Here is a 15,575-nt window from a genome sequence, read left to right on the forward strand (position 1 = left end):
ACCGGCGGGGTGTCCGCGCACCGGACTACCGTATGCCGCGTGGCTGACCTGACCTCCAACGTCACCGACACCGCCCTGCTCTTCGAGGGCGGCGGGATGCGTGCCAGCTATACCTCCGGGCTGGTGGTCGCCCTCCTGGAGGCCGGCATCCACCTGGACTGGGTGGGCGGGATCTCCGCGGGGTCCAGCAACGCGTGCAACTACCTGTCGCGTGACGCCGACAGGGCGCGCCGCTCGTTCACCGACTTCGCCGCCGACCCGAGGTTCGGCGACGTGCGCACCTTCGTGCGCGGTGACGGCCTCTTCAACGCCAAGTACATCTACCAGGAGGCCGGGCTGCCCGGCCAGGCGCTCGCCTTCGACTGGGACACCTTCGCCGCGAACCCGGCGCAGCTGCGCATCGGCGGTTTCAACGCCACCACGGGTGAGCAGGTGCACTGGGGACGGCCCGACTATGCCGACATCCACGACCTGATGATCCGGGTCCAGGCCTCCTCCACGATGCCCGTGCTGATGCCCCCGGTCACCATCGACGGTGAGGTCTTCGTCGACGGCGCCCTCGGGCCGGCAGGTGGCATCCCGCTGGACGCGGCTCGCGCCGACGGATACGACCGGTTCCTGGCCGTCCTGACCCGGGAACGCGGCTACGTCAAGCCCCCGCAGGGTGCCGAGTGGTTCTTCCGTCGCCACTTCCGCAAGCTCCCGGCCGTCGCGGACGCCCTGATGGCACGCGCCGAGCACTACAACGCCACACGCCAGGAGCTGTTCGAGCTGGAGCGGGCGGGACGGGCCTACCTCTTCGTGCCCGAGCAGATGCCGGTCGGCAACGGGGAGCGCAAGGTCGGCAAGCTGCACGCCAGTCATGCGGCCGGCCTGGCGCAGGCACGGCGTGAGATCCCCGCCATCCGGGAGTTCCTCGGGCTCGGCTGATCACAGCGGACGAGACGCGCGGGAGTGACACCGGACCCATGCCGTGAGGATGCCGGCCGTCCGGTCCCGAGGGGCGACGGCTAGCCTGCCCGGGTGACCACCGGCCCCACTCCCCCGTCCCCCCGCGAGGCGCGTGCCGGCATACTCCTGACGATCGTGCTCGCTGGCCTGGCGATGATCGGGCCGTTCACCATCGACACGGTCTTCCCCGGCTTTGAGGCGATGGGGCGCGACTTCGGCGCCAACGAGGCCGCGATGCAGCAGGTCACCAGCGTCTACCTGCTCGCGTTCGCGGTGATGAGCGTGTTCCACGGCCCCATCTCGGACACGCTGGGTCGCAAGCCGGTGATGCTGACGGGCCTGTCGTTCTACGTGCTGGCGACCATCGGGTGCGCCCTGGCACCAGACCTCACCATCATGCTCGTGTGCCGCGCGCTGCAGGGTGCCTCGGCGGGTGCCGCCACGATCGTGAGTCGGGCGGTGATCCGCGACCTCTACAGCGGGCCGGAGGCGCACCGGCTGATGAGCCAGGTGATGATGATCTTCAGCATCGCCCCGGCCGTCGCCCCCGTCGCGGGCGGACTGCTGCTGGCGTGGGGACCGTGGCCCGTCATCTTCTGGGCGATCGCGGGCTACGGCGTCGCGATCGCGCTCCTCACCGCGGGCGTGCTGCCCGAGACACTCCCGGCCGAGGACCGGCACCCCCTGCGTCTGGGGCCCGTCCTGGCGGGCCTGTTCGAGGTGGCCCGGCACGCCGGCTTCGCCCGGATGGCGATTGCCACCACGTTCATCTTCGCCGCGCAGTTCGTCTACATCGTCGCTGCACCGATCATCGTGGTCGACCTCCTGGGCAAGGGCGAGCAGGACTTCTGGATGCTGTTCGTGCCGATGATCGGCGGCATGGTGATCGGTGCCTGGTTGTCCGGGCGGCTGGCCGGGCGGGTCGACACCTCACGGTTGATCGACCGGGCGGTCGCCCTCGCCCTGGTGGCCGCCGGCCTCAACCTCACCCTGATGTCGACCGTGCCGCAGCTGCCGTATGCCGTGCTGGCCCCCGGCCTGATCGCCGTCGCGATCGCCATCGCGTTCCCGGTGCTGCAGCTGGCGATGCTCGACCTCTTCCCGCACCACCGGGGGTCCGCCGCGTCCCTGGCCAGCTTCGCCAGCCTGGTCTTCAACGCGCTCCTGGCGGGCGTCATCTCGCCGTTCGTGACCAGCTCACTGCTGGTCCTGGCCACCGCGAGCACGGTCTTCGCGGTGATTGGTGCCGGCTTCTGGATCGTGCACCGGCAGCTGGAAGTCAGGCAGCAGCAGCTGGAGGTCAGGCAGCAGCCGGCGGTCGCGGACTGAGCGCGGCATAGATCAGCAGCAGGGCGGCCGCGCACGCCGCGATCTGCCCACCCAGGGCCGTGAGTCCGGCGAGCAGGACGGCGACGGCCAGTCCCGCGCCGGCCAGGCCCAGCCACCGGTGCTCGCGGCGGACCCACGCGACGACGATCAGCACGAGGGCGCCCACGAGGAAGACCCGGGCCACGCTCCCTGCGCCGCTCAGCGCGGCGGAGCCGGTCATGAAGCCCGGTGAGAGGAAGCTGCCGCTGCACCAGATCGTGCCGTCCGCGGTCGGGATGCACATCGAGGGTGCCATCCAGCCCGGGACGTAGGTCTGCGACGACGTCGTCCACGGCAGTCCCAGCGACAGCACGACCAGCAGTCCGGCGACCACCACCGCGGCACGCTGGCGCGCCGTGGCGGGCACCACTCAGACCTTCCGGTCGGGGCTGAGCAGGACCGCGGCGACGGCGCACGCGGTGCCCAGCGTCACCAGGAAGGCCATGTTGGTGCTGATCATCGGCAGCATCAGCAGGGTCCAGAACAGGAGCAGACCTCCGGCACCGATCGCCCCGAGGGTCCAGCCGGCGCCGGACAGTGCGGTCCGGGGCAGCATGGCGCCTCCCTGGAGCACGGCCATCAGCGTGGCGAAGCCCGCCCAGGTCCACGTGTCGCCCCACAGCACGCTGCCCCGGTTGTCCAGGTCGAGGGAGATGCCGAGCACGACCAGCAGCAGCGCCGCGATGTGCAGCACCAGGCGCACCACGTCGGCCGTGCTCATCGCGCTGCTGCCGGACACCGGCGCGGCAGCCGTAGCCGCGGCGGCCGTGGCGGTGCCGGCCTGCGGTGGCCCGCCCTCCGGATGGCCGTAGCCACCCTGTGGTGGGTAGCCGCTCGGTTGTCCAGGTGCGCCCTGTGGTCCAGGTGCGCCGTGTGGTCCAGGGCCACCCTGGTCAGGTGCCCCCGCACCCTGGGGGTAACCGCCCTGCGGACCCCACGGACCGGGCTGCTGCCCCGGTGCGCCGGAGGGACGACCCTGTTGATCGGCATACTGCCCCGGCTGTTGCGGCCCCCACGGGTGCCCCTGCCCAGGCTGCGGTCCGGTCGGATTGCTCACGTTCTCCCCTTTGCTGTGCTGACGTCCCGGGCAGCCTATCGGCAGGCTCGGCCAGCCGGACCCTCGCGTCCCTCGCGCTGTCAACCGGTGTCGGGCACTAGGTTTGTCCCATGCACCCGACCGCGGCCACCCATCGACGGAGGCTGCGATGAGACGCGCCTACCGGACCACGGGCGGCTCACTCGTCGCTCACGACCAGGGAGCGCACCTGACCGAGTGGGTGGTCGGCGACACCGCGGTGATCTGGGCGAGCCAGGCCTCTGAGTATGCCGAGGGCCGGGCCATCCGTGGTGGTGTCCCGGTGTGCTGGCCCTGGTTCGCGGCCGGCCGGTCCGGGGACGTCTCCCCCGCGCACGGCTTTGCCCGGGTCGCCCCGTGGCGCCTCGTCGAGGAAGCTGTGGACCAGCACTCCGTGGTCTTGGCGTGGGAGCTCACCGGTCAGGATGTGAGGGGCCTGGACGGCAGCGACCTCTTCCCGCACGAGTTCCGGGCACGGCTGCAGGTGCAGGTCGCGGAGGCCGCCACCATCTCCCTCACGGTCCGCAACGAGGACCGGGCACCGTTCAGCTACGAGGCCGCGCTGCACACCTACCTGCACGTGGGCGACATCCGTGAGGCACGCGTGGTCGGCCTCGACGGGGCCGACTACTACGACAAGGTCGACCAGCAGGAGCGGACGCAGACCGGGGACATCCGGTTCGTCGGCGAGACGGACCGGGTCTACACCGCTGACGGGCCGGTCCGGGTGCAGGACCCGGTGCTGGAACGTACGCTGCTGATCGAGAAGTCCGGCTCTCCGAACACCGTGGTGTGGAACCCCTGGGTCGACAAGGGTGCGGCCATGTCGGACTTCGGTGACGACGAGTGGCCGCTGATGGTGTGTGTCGAGGCCGCCAGCGTCGGCGACCGGGCGGTGGTCCTGGAGCCGGGCGCCGAGCACACGCTGTCCACCCGTGTCCGAGTCCTTGACGAGAGTGGGTCCTGATGGCTGCTGACCGTGACGCCCCGGAGATCTCCGGCGAGGTGCCCCCTGGCGGGTTCGGCGCCGAGACGCCGGCCGAGAACGAGGGGCTGGACCGCGGCCAGGTCATCGGCGCCGCGATGCTGCAGTGCTCCCGCTGGGCGGGACGCTTCATCATCGTCGCGGTCGCCACGGCGATCGTCTTCTGGCTGCTCTCCAAGCTGTGGGTCGGCCTGCTGCCCGTGCTCCTGGCCCTCATCGTCTCGACCGTGCTTGCCCCCGCCGTGAGCTGGCTGCGCGGCAAGCGGTGGCCTCCCGCCCTGGCCGCGGCGGTCACCCTGGTGACGGCCGTCCTCCTCGTCCTCGGGCTGCTCGCGGCGATCGCCCCCTCGATCATCTCCCAGACCGGCGACGTGGTCAGCCAGGCCAGCAAGGGCATCGGCGAGGTGCGCACGTGGCTCGAGGGGCCGCCCATCAACCTCGACAACGAACAGTTCGACGCAGCCGTGCAGGAGGCGACGGCCTGGCTCCAGGACCGAGCCGCCGACATCGCCTCGGGCGTCTTCACGGGAGTGTCCGCGGTCACCTCCGTCCTGGTGACGATGGGTCTGGTCGCCGTGCTGACCTTCTTCTTCATCAAGGACGGGCCGGCCTTCCTGCCCTGGCTCCAGCGAGCCACCGGCCGGACCGCCGGCCGCCACCTCACCGAGATGCTGACCCGCGTCTGGCTGACCCTCGGCGGGTTCATCCGCACCCAGGCCATCGTCAGCGCGGTGGACGCCTTCTTCATCGGCCTCGGCCTGGTGCTCCTGGGCGTGCCGCTGGCGCCGGCGCTGGCCGTGCTGACGTTCATGGCCGGATTCATCCCGCTCGTCGGTGCCTTCGTCGCGGGTGCGCTCGCGGTGCTCGTGGCGCTGGTCTCCAACGGGTGGGTCACGGCGGTGTGGGTGCTGGTCATCGTGCTCGGCGTGCAGCAGGTCGAGGGCAACGTGCTCCAGCCTCTGCTGCAGAGCCGCAGCATGAAGATGCACCCGGGCATCATCCTGCTCGCCGTGGCCGCCGGTGGCACGCTGTTCGGCATCCCGGGGGCCTTCCTGGCCGTGCCCGTCGCGGCCTCGGTCGTGGTCGCCCTGCGCTACTTCTCTGAGCAGGTCGACCTGCGCACCGGCGACCTCAGACCGGAGGACCTGCAGCTGGCCACCCCGGAGGGTGCGATCACCGCCCGAGAGGCCGAGCTGGCCGGTGCGCGCACCCGCAGCGATCTGGCCCGCCGAAGCGCTGAGGAACTCGCGGCTGACACCTCTCAGCCGTCGGGCAGAGGTGCCGAGGCCGGCCGCCAGACCGGGTCCGCCCCACGGGGAGGACTCCGGCGCCGCCTGCGTCGACGGTGAACGGGTCGTCGGGCTGAACGAGTCGGTGCGGCTGAACGGGTCGTCGGACTGAACGGGGCGGTGCGGCTGAACGGGTAGGTAACCGCACACGGCGAGGGCCGCACCGGATGTGCTCCGGTGCGGCCCTCGGATCGTCTCGTGCGCGGGTCCTGGACCCGGGAGGCTCAGCCGTCCGTGGCGTCCTTCCAGGCGTCCTTGAGATCCTCCCCGGTCTTGCGGACGTCAGCCTCGGCCTGGTCCATCTTGCCCTCGGCCTGCTGACCCTCGTCGTCCCTCAGGTCGCCCATGGCCTCCTTGGCCTTGCCCTTGGCGTCAATCGCCTCGTTCTTGATCTTGTCGCCCATGCCCATCTCGCATCCTCCTCGTGTGATCGCTTCCGGACGCCTCCACCGTCTCCCCGGGTGGGCAGCACCGCAACTCGGACCGGCACCTACCCGTTTAGACTCGTCCTGACCAGCGGATTGGCCCTGCACGGCGCATGTTCGCTAACATGTAGGGCTATCCCCACCGAAGGTGTCCCTGCGAGGCCCGCACTGCCGGACCGCGCCGCACATTCGCGCGCTCGACCGGCACCCGCCGTGGGAACACAGCGCCCGCTCAGAGCGTTGTCACCAACAGTCCGTTTGCATGTAAGACCGTGTTCACAACACGATGGGAGTTCGACATGGCCGAGAGGTCCCTCCGAGGCACCAACCTGTCCTGGCTGTCCTTCGAGAGCGATGAGGGCGTCACCTTCTCCGAGCGCCAGATGGTGGCCTACACCTGCCCCGACGGGCACGTGACCGAGCTGCCGTTCTCCGTCGAGGCCGAGATCCCGCCGCTGTGGGAGTGCCGCTGCGGCAAGGACGGCAAGCTCAATGACGGCCCCGAGCCCGAGCTCAAGCCGACCAAGGCTCCGCGCACCCACTGGGACATGCTCCTGGAGCGGCGCACCGTCCCCGAGCTCGAGGAGCTCCTGGAGGAGCGCCTGGCGCTCCTGCGCGAGAAGCGCGGCGAGAAGCCGCGCCGTCAGCGCACCGCCTGAGACGTCACGCGTCCCATTGGGGCGCACAACAAAGGGGCCCACCCGGTTCGTCCGGGTGGGCCCCTAGCTGTGCGCCGGCGCTGCATCAGCCGGCGCATCGGTGGGTCAGCGGCCCGGCGGCGGGTCCTCGTCGATGATCTCCCCCTCGATGATGTCGCCCGAGGCATCGCCGGACGGTGACCTGGGGCTGGCGGGCCCCGGGCGTCGACCGGGGCTGAAGGCACCGGGTCCGAACGCGCCGGGTACGACTGCGACCCGGGCGCCGATGAGCGTCGCGAGCAGCTTGCGGCTCACCGACCGCGTGAACGGCAGGATGAGGAAGATCCCCAGCGCATCGCTGATGAACCCCGGCAGCAACAACAGCAGGCCGCCCACGAGCACGAGGCTGGCGTCAGCGAGCTCTCGGCCGGGCATCCGGCCCGTGTCGACCGCCCCGCGCATGGCCTTCCACGCCCGGCCGCTCTCCCGCTTGACCAGGAAGGCGCCGAGGACCGCCGTGGCGAGGAGGAGGAGCAGGACCCAGCCCGGGCCGATGGCCCGTCCGACGGTGATCAGGACCACGATCTCCAGCAGCAGGAGCAGCAGGACGCCGGCGAAGATCAGCCGGAGCCGGTAGGGCGCACGTCGTCGCGGGCCGGGTCGGCCACCCGTCCCGCCGCGGCCCCGGCCGTCAGCACCTTCGCGGCCCCGGCCGTCAGCACCTTCGCGGCCCCGGCCGTCAGCACCTCCGTGGCCCTGACCGTCCGGCTGGAGCGGCCCGCTCAGTCCGTCAGCTCGTGCCATGTCGCACCGGGATTCGCCGAGCGGACCGCCCTGCGGGTCAGGGACGCCACCTGGGCCGACCGCCGCTGGAGCCCCCAGAGGGTCACTCTGCCCAGGGCCTCACGGACGATGGTGCCGTCCATCTTGGACGAGCCGATCTCGCGCTCCACGAAGTCTATTGGCACCTCGACGACCCGCAGCCCGCGGTCGACGGCCCGGAGCGTGAGATCCACCTGGAAGCAGTAGCCCTGTGAGGCGACCCCGTCGAGGTCCATCGCCTGGAGGGCCGAGGTGCGGTAGACGCGGTAGCCGGCCGTCGCATCCCGCACAGGGACGCCCAGGGCGGCGCGGGCATAGAGGTTCGCGCCACGGCTGAGGGCATTGCGGGTGTGTGGCCAGTTGTGCGTGGCTCCGCCGGGCACCCACCGCGACCCGATCACCAGGTCGGCGTGCTCCGCCGCGGCGAGCAGCCCGCCGAGCTGCTCGGGTTGGTGGGAGCCGTCCGCATCCATCTCCACGACAGCGTCGTAGCCGCGCTCCTGCGCCCAGCCGAACCCGGCCAGGTAGGCCCGACCGAGGCCCTCCTTGTCCGCCCGGTGCAGCACGTGCACCTGCGGGTCGGTCGCGGACAGACGCTCGGCGATGACGCCGGTCCCATCCGGGCTGTTGTCATCGAGCACCAGGACATCGACCCGAGGCTGGCTCTGCCGAACCCGGGCGATGACGCCGGGCAGGGAGTCCTTCTCGTTGTAGGTCGGGATCAGCACGAGGACCCGTCCAAGGGTGTCGGTCATGGTGCGGTGGGCCTGCCTCTGGTCGTCCGGTCGGTGGGCTCCGTGGGCGCACCTTCCCCAGAAGACTAACCCCGTCGCCGCACGAGAACCGCACTCACCAGCGCCACCACGAGCCCGGCGACCGCGAGCCGCTCCGGCCACCAGCCGAGACGTGCCGCGAGGGTGAGGTCGGTGCGGCGGGGCACCTCCCCGGAGATGATGTCCCGGGTGAACAGCTCGGTCTTCTCGTGGACGCTGCCGTCGGGCATCACCAGACCGCTGACCCCCACCGTGCTCACGTGCACCACGGGGCGTCCCAGCTCGACGGCCTTCACCCGCGAGGCGGCCAGCTGCTGCTCGGACTCGTCGGTGAAGCCGAAGGTGGCGTTGTTGGTCGGCACGAAGAGCACCTCGGCACCGCGCAGCACGTTGTCCCGCATGAGGTCGTCCACCACGACCTCGAAGCAGATGGCGATGCCGAGCACGACCTCTCCCCCGTCGACGGGCACGCTCATCACGCCCGGCTCGTCCCCGGCCACGAAGTCCCGCGCGACCAGGTCGACCTTGTCGCTGAAGATGCGGAAGAAGTCACGGAACGGGATGTACTCGGCGAAGGGCACCGGCCGTTGCTTGACATAACGATCGACGAACCCCTCCCCCGGCAGGTAGAGCAGGCTGGCGTTCGTGGAGCGGTCCTCGGGCTCACGCAGCACCGCCCCGACCACGAGGGGCACCCCGACCGCGTCGGCGGCCCGGCTGATCACGGCCGCCGCGTCGGCGTTGCGCAGCGGGTCGATGTCGGAGGCGTTCTCCGGCCACAGCACGAGGTCTGGAGCAGGCAGGTCCCCGCTGCCGATGAGCTCGGCAGCCGCCAGCGTCGTGGCCACGTGGTTGTCCAGCACGGCGCGCCGCTGGGCGTTGAACTCCAGGGTCATCTCGGGGACGTTGCCCTGGACGCCGAGCACCTGGAGGGGCTCCCCGTCCACGGGACGCGGGATCAGGAGCGGCCCGAGCAGGAGGGCAGCAGCGCACAGGGCGGCCCCCGGAGCCACCCACCGACCGCGCCCCGGTGGTGCCGCGGTCGCCTCCGCTCCCGCGCCGCCCTGGCCTCTCACCGGGCGCACCAGTCGCTCCACCGCGAGGGCAGCGAGGGCGCCGACCAGCGCAGCGGTGAACGTCACGCCCGGAGTGCCGAGCCACGACGCGACACCGAGCAGGGGCGCATCTGCCTGGCTGAAGGCCACCCGTCCCCACGGGAACCCTCCGAAGGGTGTGGTCGCCCGGGCCAGTTCGGCGACCACCCAGCCCAGGGCGACCACCAGCGGCCGCACCCCGTCCCGCTGCAGGTAGCCGCAGAGCGCCCCGAGGCCGGCGACGTAGAGCGACTCCAGGACGGCCAGCGCGAGCCAGGGCAGGGACCCGACGAAGATCCCCGTCCACGACAACAGGGGCACGAAGTAGGCCAGGCCAGCGGCGAACCCCAGACCCAGTCCGCGCCTGGCGCCGGCTCCCGCCGTCGCCAGGGCGAGCGCCCCGATGCCGACATAGGCCATCCACCACAGGTCGTTCGTCGGGAACGCCAGCCAGAGGCAGAGGCCCGCGGCGACGGACAGAACCAGGCGGACGAGCACGGCCTCAGCCTAGGTGACCGAACCCCCAGTTCCTGACCGTCGCCTCAGGTGGTCCGCCGGCGCCGGACCGCCTCAGGTGGTCCGGCGCCGCCGGACCGCCCCGGCAAGGTCACGCAGGACGTCCGCAGTGGTCTCCCACGACATACAGGCGTCCGTGACCGACTGGCCGTAGGTGAGACCGGACGGAGCCGGCTCCTGACGACCGGCCACCAGGAAGCTCTCCAGCATCACCCCCACGACCGATCGGTTGCCGGACGCGACCAGCGCCCCGATCTCACCCGCCACCTGGGCCTGCCGGACGTGGTCCTTGCCGCTGTTGCCGTGGCTGGCGTCGACGACCAGGCGGTCATCGAGGCCTGCGCCGGACAGCAGCCGCCCGGCAGCGGCCACCGAGACCGCGTCGTAGTTGGGTCCGCCCCGGCCCCCGCGCAGGATGACATGGCCGTCGGGGTTGCCCTCGGTCTCCACGAGCGCGGCCCGCCCGTCCTCATCCACGCCGAGGAAGGTCTGCGGCGCCCCCGCCGCGACGCAGGCGTCGACCGCCACCTGCACGCTGCCGTCCGACCCGTTCTTCAGACCGACGGGCATGGACAGCCCGGAGACGAGCTGCCGGTGCACCTGGGACTCGACGGTGCGAGCCCCGATCGCGCCGTAGGTAACGGTGTCCGCGATGTACTGCGGCGTGGTGGTCTCCAGGTACTCGCACCCGGCCGGGACACCGGCGCGCAGGACGTCCAGCAGGACGCGGCGCGCGAGACGCAGTCCCCGCGGGATGTCGTAGGTGCCGTCCAGGTCCGGGTCGTTGATCAGTCCCTTCCACCCGGTCGTGGTGCGGGGCTTCTCGAAGTAGACCCGCATCACGACGGCCAGGTCGTCGGCCAGCTCCTCACGCAGGGCCGCCAGCCGGGTGGCGTAGTCGACCACTGCGACGGGGTCGTGGACACTGCACGGGCCGACGACGACGAGCAACCGGTCGTCCGTGCCGCGGAGCACGTCCTGGACCTCGGACCTGGACCGGGCGACCAGGTCGGCCAGGTCGGCGGGCAGGGGCTGCTCGGCCAGGACCTGCGTCGGCGCCGGCAGCGGCTCCATGCGCCGCACGCGCAGGTCGCCCGTTCGGGCGGTCTGCTGGGGGGTGGCGCTGTGTGTCGTGCTCATCGGGTGTTCCTCCTGCGTGGAGGCGGATCACCCTCGGCTCCCGGAGCGCCCGCCCTGTGAATGGGGAAGGGCGCGGACCATCTGGTCCACGCCCTGGTCGGCTCCGGTGTGCGCGTCAGCTGAGCTTCGCGCCGGCCGGAGCCGACCCAAAGAGCCAATACTGACGAGCGCAGGTCATGGTTGGAGGATACACGCACCCGTCCCCGGGCATGAGCCAGGGCCCGTGCGCCGTTGGTGCCGATCCCCCAGCGGCCGGGTGCCGCCGGTGGTCCCGTTGTCTACTGAGCGCGCGGGCCCTGGCTTGTCCACCGTCATGCAATGTCGACTGCTCACCCAGGCAGGGGTGGGCGTTGGCACGGCTCCGTGGAGCTGACGCCCCTCCTGCGCAGGTGGGCTGCCGCTGGTCCCGATCGTGCCGGAACCGGTAGCGGACCTGAGGGCTAACTTAGCCCTCCCGCTCGTCATGTCAAATGGCCGCTGACCTGCGCTTTTGCGCGTTTGTGCAGGTCAGGACAGCGCTGGGAACGCTCGACTTTCGATGAGCGGTCGCCCCGACCGGCGTGTCGCGCGCGACACGCCGGTGCTCGGCTCCCTGGGAGCCACCTCGGAGTCACCCGTGTGTCGCGGTGTCGTCGCGAGAGCGTCGCGGCCCGTCGTCTCAGCCGGTTTCGCGGTCGAACGCGAGATGTCCGTCGACGACGGTGAGCCTCGCGATCGGCAGGGGTAGGTCCGGCTCGGCGGCCAGGTCCGGCAGCCCGTCCGCCCCCGCGGGTGGACCGTCCGCGGGCAGGTCCCAGACGACGTATGACGCGGGGGCGCCGACCGTCAGGGTGCCCCCCGGGCGCTCGGCCAGCTCGTAGCCGCCCGCCGTGTGTGCCGACACCGCCTGGGCGACCGTCAGGCGCTCGTCCTCGTTGTGGTGCCACACGGCATACTGCACCGCCTGCCACGGGTCGATCGCGGTGACCGGGCTGTCCGAGCCCAGCGCGATCCGCACGCCGGCGTCGACCATGCTGCGCAGCGGGACCGTCGCCAGCGCCCGCGCCTCGCCCAGGCGCGCGGCGTACATCCCCTCGGTGCCGCCCCAGAGCCCGTCGAAGGCTGGCTGGACACTGGCCCAGATCCCGAGCTCCGCCATGGTGGCGAGCACCTCCGCGTCCGGCAGCTCCACGTGCTCCCAGCGGTGCCGCGAGGCGATCATCGTGTCCACGCCCACCTCCTGGGCGGCCCGTCGGAAGCCCTCGGCCATCGTGTGCAGCGCGGCGTCGCCGATCACGTGCCCACCGGCCTGGAGACCGGCCCTGGTGCACGCGATGACGTGGGCGGCGATCTCGTCCGCGGTCAGGTAGCTGTAGCCGTGGCCCGGCGCGTCGGCATACTCCTCGAGGAGGTGCGCGGTGCGGGACCCGAAGGAGCCGTCGGCGCACAGGTCACCGGCCAGGCCCATCACCCCGAGGAACTCACCCAGGTGCGCGGCCTCCGCGCGGTCGCCGACCAACTGCCCCCAGTAGGCGACGGTCGCGGGGACCCCCGGCCGCCGGCCCGCCTCGAGCACGTGCTGCACGTCCGCGAAGGCCGTGAGGTGCTCGCCCCCGGTCTCGTGGATGAGGCCGATTCCCCGCTCCGCGGCGGTCCGCAGGGCCAGGTCGAGGTAGTGCTGGCGGTCTGCGTCGGTCATGCCCGAGGTGAACGCGGTGGTGACTGCGGCGAAGGCGTCCCGGGACACGATGCCGTTGCCGTCCCACCCGTCCAGGCCGTGCACCCGCGCGACCGCCGCCATCGCCGAGGAGACGCTCGCCGAGTGGGCATCGACCCGCGGCATGTAGACGACGCCTCCGTAGGTGGCGCGGTCCAGCTCCGTCGCGGTGACCGGGCGCTTCTCGACCCACTTCGTCTCGTCCCACGAGTGGGCGTAGACGGGCCGACCGCGCAGGTGCCGTGCGGCGGTCTCGATCAGTCGGAGGGCCTCCCCCACCGAACGGGTGCCGGACAGGTCGATGCCGTCCAGTCCCTGGCCCGTCATGGTGAGGTGCACGTGGGCGTCGCAGAACGAGGCGGTCACCAGCGCGCCATCCAGCTCGACGACGCGGTCCACGTCGTCCGCCATGGTCTCCGCCGCCCGATCGTCGCCCACCCACTCGATGCGGCCGTTGCGCGAGAGCAGGGCCTGGGCGCCGGGGTGACCGTGCACCCGGCCGCCCCGCAGCAGGATCGTCGGTGGACCGGCAGTCTCCGGTGGCGTCTGGGTGATCACGGCCTCAGTCTGCTACCCGGCGCTGACGGGTCTCGCGCCGGGGTTCGTCGCAGTTCCTCACGGGACCGCTGGCACAGTGAATCATCCGTTGAAATCTCGGTCTGACAACACATCATCCGTGTGGTGGTCGCATTCACCGGAAGTTGTCCGTATCCTGCGGGGTATGAGCAGTCTTATCGAGCAGCCCTACCGCTACCAGCAGCGCGAACTGGTGGAACCGGACTGGACGCGTTTCCCCGGGTGGCGCGAGGTCACCGCGCAGGAGTGGGCCGACGTGCAGTGGCAGCGGGCGCACTGCGTCAAGAACATCAAGCAGCTGCGCGAGCTGATGGGCGACCTGCTGACCGAGGGCTTCTACGCCGATCTGGAGCGCGACCAGGCCGAGCGGGCCACCATGTCCATGCTGGTGCCGCCCCAGATGATGAACACGATGGTCTCGGAGATGACCTGGGTCGACGGCTCCATGCCGGCCGCGGGCGAGGAGTTCACCGCCGCGTTCTACGCCGACCCGGTGCGCCACTACATGCTGCCGGTCTTCTCCGACCGGCGCACCGACTGGCCGTCCCACCCCTACGCCTCGCGCGACTCGCTGCACGAGCACGACATGTGGGTGGCCGAGGGCCTGACGCACCGCTACCCCACCAAGGTGCTGGCCGAGCTGCTGCCCACCTGTCCGCAGTACTGCGGGCACTGCACCCGGATGGACCTGGTCGGCAACTCCACGCCGCAGGTCACCAAGCTCAAGCTCGCCGGCAAGCCGATGGACCGCCACGAGGCGATCCTGGACTACCTCAAGCGCACCGAGACCGTCCGCGACGTCGTCGTCTCCGGCGGTGACGTGGCCAACATGCCGTGGAAGAACCTGGAGTCCTTCATCGACCGGGTGCTGGACGTCGAGAACATTCGCGACATCCGGCTGGCCACCAAGGCGCTCATGGGCCTGCCCCAGCACTGGCTGGTCGGGGACACCGTCGAGGGTGTCGCCAGGGTTGCCGCCAAGGCCCGCAGCCGCGGTGTCGGGCTGGCGATCCACACCCACGTCAATGCGGCGCAGTCCGTCACCCCGCTGGTCGCCCAGGCCTCCCGGGCGATGCTGGACGCCGGCATCCGGGACGTACGCAACCAGGGCGTGCTGATGCGTGGGGTCAACGCCACCAGCGAGGACCTGCTCGACCTCTGCTTCGCGCTGGCCGACGGCGCCTCGATCACGCCCTACTACTTCTACATGTGCGACATGATCCCCTTCGCCGAGCACTGGCGGACCTCGCTGGCCGAGGCCCAGCACCTGCAGCACTCGATCATGGGCTACCTGCCCGGGTTCGCCACGCCCCGCATCGTGTGCGACGTCCCGTTCGTCGGGAAGCGATGGGTGCACCAGGTCGACTCCTACGACACCGAGCGCGGGATCTCCTACTGGCGCAAGAACTACCGCACCTCCATCGAGACCGAGGACGTCGACGTGACGAGCGCGGAGTACGTCTACTACGACCCGATCTACACCCTGTCCACCGAGGGCCAGGCCTGGTGGAACGAGCACGGCGACGCAGCGGCGACCCACGCGGCCAACGCCAGCGCCGCCGAGACCTCGCGCGCGGTCTCGGTCGCCCAGCTGGACTGACCGGGTCGGGCCACCCGGGGCTAAGGTGCTCGGGTGGCCAGATCCAAGGGAGGCACCCCGGCGACCGTGGCGCTGGAGCGTGCCGGGGTGAGTTTCACCGTCCGCACCTACGACCATGACCCGACCACGCACTCATACGGGCTGGAGGCGGCCGTCGCGCTCGGCGTGCCACCCGAACGCGTCTTCAAGACGCTGCTGGTGGAGACCGGGACCGGTCTCGGTGTCGGCATCGTCCCGGTCGACCGGCTCCTGGACCTGAAGGCCATCGCCAGCGCCCTGGGCGTCAAGAGGGCCACCATGGCGGACCCCGCGGTGGCCGAGCGGAGCACGGGCTACGTGGTCGGCGGCATCAGCCCCCTCGGGCAACGCAAGGCGTTGCCGACCGTGCTCGACGTCACGGCGCGAGACTTCGAGACCATCCTGGTCTCGGGCGGCAAGCGTGGCTTCGACATCGAGCTGGCACCTGCGGAGCTGGCGGCGCTGACCCGCGCCACCTTCGCCGAGATCGCTCGGTAGCGACACGATCTGCGTCAGATCTGCCTCAACTGCGACACAAGCCTGGTTCGCTAGTCCGTCCCGGGTCCCGGACCCGTGACCTTCCAGCAGAAGCAGACCCGCGGCGCCGCC

At 71.2% G+C, this 15,575-nt stretch carries 15 protein-coding genes; 7 read left to right on the forward strand and 8 right to left on the reverse strand.

The annotated features are described in order from the left end of the window. Positions 1–39 precede the first annotated feature (39 nt). Positions 40–930, forward strand: a complete 891-nt coding sequence (locus tag MWU75_RS13765; RefSeq protein WP_348647775.1) for a patatin family protein — start codon at positions 40–42, stop codon at positions 928–930. 93 nt (positions 931–1,023) lie between these two features. Beyond that, positions 1,024–2,280, forward strand: a complete 1,257-nt coding sequence (locus tag MWU75_RS13770; protein WP_247091746.1) for a multidrug effflux MFS transporter — start codon at positions 1,024–1,026, stop codon at positions 2,278–2,280. Here MWU75_RS13770 and MWU75_RS13775 read toward each other — a convergent pair. Together MWU75_RS13775 and MWU75_RS13780 are read right to left on the reverse strand one after the other, a co-directional pair. After that, positions 2,252–2,686, reverse strand: coding sequence for a hypothetical protein (locus MWU75_RS13775; RefSeq protein WP_247091748.1), 435 nt, complete (start codon positions 2,684–2,686; stop codon positions 2,252–2,254). The genes MWU75_RS13770 and MWU75_RS13775 overlap by 29 nt on opposite strands. A gap of 3 nt (positions 2,687–2,689) precedes the next feature. Continuing rightward, a complete protein-coding gene (locus tag MWU75_RS13780; protein WP_247091749.1) occupies positions 2,690–3,376 on the reverse strand; it encodes a hypothetical protein in 687 nt (228 codons plus the stop codon). Between the two features lie 148 nt (positions 3,377–3,524). Between MWU75_RS13780 and MWU75_RS13785 the strand changes: the two genes are divergently transcribed. Both MWU75_RS13785 and MWU75_RS13790 read left to right on the forward strand, forming a co-directional pair. Continuing rightward, positions 3,525–4,361 (forward strand): D-hexose-6-phosphate mutarotase, encoded by an 837-nt coding sequence (locus tag MWU75_RS13785; RefSeq protein WP_247091751.1) that lies wholly within the window; start codon positions 3,525–3,527, stop codon positions 4,359–4,361. After that, complete coding sequence (locus MWU75_RS13790) at positions 4,361–5,728, forward strand: AI-2E family transporter (RefSeq protein ID WP_247091753.1); 1,368 nt, start codon at positions 4,361–4,363, stop codon at positions 5,726–5,728. The genes MWU75_RS13785 and MWU75_RS13790 overlap by 1 nt, the downstream gene beginning before the upstream one ends. A gap of 164 nt (positions 5,729–5,892) precedes the next feature. On the opposite strand, the gene MWU75_RS13795 is transcribed toward MWU75_RS13790, so the two are convergent. After that, complete coding sequence (locus MWU75_RS13795) at positions 5,893–6,078, reverse strand: CsbD family protein (RefSeq protein WP_247091755.1); 186 nt, start codon at positions 6,076–6,078, stop codon at positions 5,893–5,895. 314 nt (positions 6,079–6,392) lie between these two features. Between MWU75_RS13795 and MWU75_RS13800 the strand changes: the two genes are divergently transcribed. Next, complete coding sequence (locus tag MWU75_RS13800; protein ID WP_247091757.1) at positions 6,393–6,752, forward strand: RNA polymerase-binding protein RbpA; 360 nt, start codon at positions 6,393–6,395, stop codon at positions 6,750–6,752. A 105-nt stretch (positions 6,753–6,857) separates the two neighbouring features. Here the strand turns inward: MWU75_RS13800 and MWU75_RS13805 are convergent, their stop codons facing one another. The 5 genes from MWU75_RS13805 to MWU75_RS13825 all read right to left on the reverse strand — a co-directional run bounded on the left by MWU75_RS13805 (position 6,858) and on the right by MWU75_RS13825 (position 13,330). Continuing rightward, positions 6,858–7,535 carry an FxsA family protein gene (locus MWU75_RS13805; RefSeq protein ID WP_247091759.1) on the reverse strand — a complete coding sequence of 226 codons (678 nt, stop codon included), beginning with the start codon at positions 7,533–7,535 and terminating at the stop codon, positions 6,858–6,860. Continuing rightward, positions 7,514–8,308, reverse strand: coding sequence for a polyprenol monophosphomannose synthase (locus MWU75_RS13810; protein WP_247091761.1), 795 nt, complete (start codon positions 8,306–8,308; stop codon positions 7,514–7,516). Before MWU75_RS13810 ends, MWU75_RS13805 begins: the two co-directional genes overlap by 22 nt. A 65-nt stretch (positions 8,309–8,373) precedes the next feature. Further along, positions 8,374–9,918 (reverse strand): apolipoprotein N-acyltransferase, encoded by a 1,545-nt coding sequence (gene lnt / locus MWU75_RS13815; protein ID WP_247091763.1) that lies wholly within the window; start codon positions 9,916–9,918, stop codon positions 8,374–8,376. 72 nt (positions 9,919–9,990) lie between these two features. Further along, the gene (locus MWU75_RS13820) at positions 9,991–11,076 is read right to left on the reverse strand and encodes a 3-deoxy-7-phosphoheptulonate synthase (RefSeq protein ID WP_247091765.1); all 1,086 of its coding nucleotides are present in this window, start codon (positions 11,074–11,076) and stop codon (positions 9,991–9,993) included. Between the two features lie 658 nt (positions 11,077–11,734). Beyond that, positions 11,735–13,330, reverse strand: coding sequence for an amidohydrolase family protein (locus MWU75_RS13825; RefSeq protein WP_247091767.1), 1,596 nt, complete (start codon positions 13,328–13,330; stop codon positions 11,735–11,737). 163 nt (positions 13,331–13,493) lie between these two features. Between MWU75_RS13825 and MWU75_RS13830 the strand changes: the two genes are divergently transcribed. Both MWU75_RS13830 and ybaK read left to right on the forward strand, forming a co-directional pair. Further along, on the forward strand, positions 13,494–14,948 hold the full coding sequence (locus MWU75_RS13830) for a lysine 2,3-aminomutase (protein WP_247091769.1): 1,455 nt from the start codon (positions 13,494–13,496) through the stop codon (positions 14,946–14,948). A gap of 33 nt (positions 14,949–14,981) precedes the next feature. Then, positions 14,982–15,464, forward strand: a complete 483-nt coding sequence (gene ybaK, locus MWU75_RS13835; RefSeq protein WP_247091771.1) for a Cys-tRNA(Pro) deacylase — start codon at positions 14,982–14,984, stop codon at positions 15,462–15,464. Positions 15,465–15,575: the final 111 nt, after the last annotated feature.

The organism is Ornithinimicrobium sp. F0845, from assembly GCF_023015765.1.
Taxonomy (GTDB): domain Bacteria; phylum Actinomycetota; class Actinomycetes; order Actinomycetales; family Dermatophilaceae; genus Ornithinicoccus.

Coding starts and splice junctions, on each gene's coding strand:
- MWU75_RS13785 (WP_247091751.1), top strand. CDS start 3,525: ATGAGACGCGCCTACCGGACCACGGGCGGCTCACTCGTCGCTCACGAC.
- MWU75_RS13790 (WP_247091753.1), top strand. CDS start 4,361: ATGGCTGCTGACCGTGACGCCCCGGAGATCTCCGGCGAGGTGCCCCCT.
- MWU75_RS13795 (WP_247091755.1), bottom strand. CDS start 6,078: ATGGGCATGGGCGACAAGATCAAGAACGAGGCGATTGACGCCAAGGGC.
- MWU75_RS13800 (WP_247091757.1), top strand. CDS start 6,393: ATGGCCGAGAGGTCCCTCCGAGGCACCAACCTGTCCTGGCTGTCCTTC.
- MWU75_RS13805 (WP_247091759.1), bottom strand. CDS start 7,535: ATGGCACGAGCTGACGGACTGAGCGGGCCGCTCCAGCCGGACGGTCAG.
- MWU75_RS13810 (WP_247091761.1), bottom strand. CDS start 8,308: ATGACCGACACCCTTGGACGGGTCCTCGTGCTGATCCCGACCTACAAC.
- MWU75_RS13820 (WP_247091765.1), bottom strand. CDS start 11,076: ATGAGCACGACACACAGCGCCACCCCCCAGCAGACCGCCCGAACGGGC.
- MWU75_RS13830 (WP_247091769.1), top strand. CDS start 13,494: ATGAGCAGTCTTATCGAGCAGCCCTACCGCTACCAGCAGCGCGAACTG.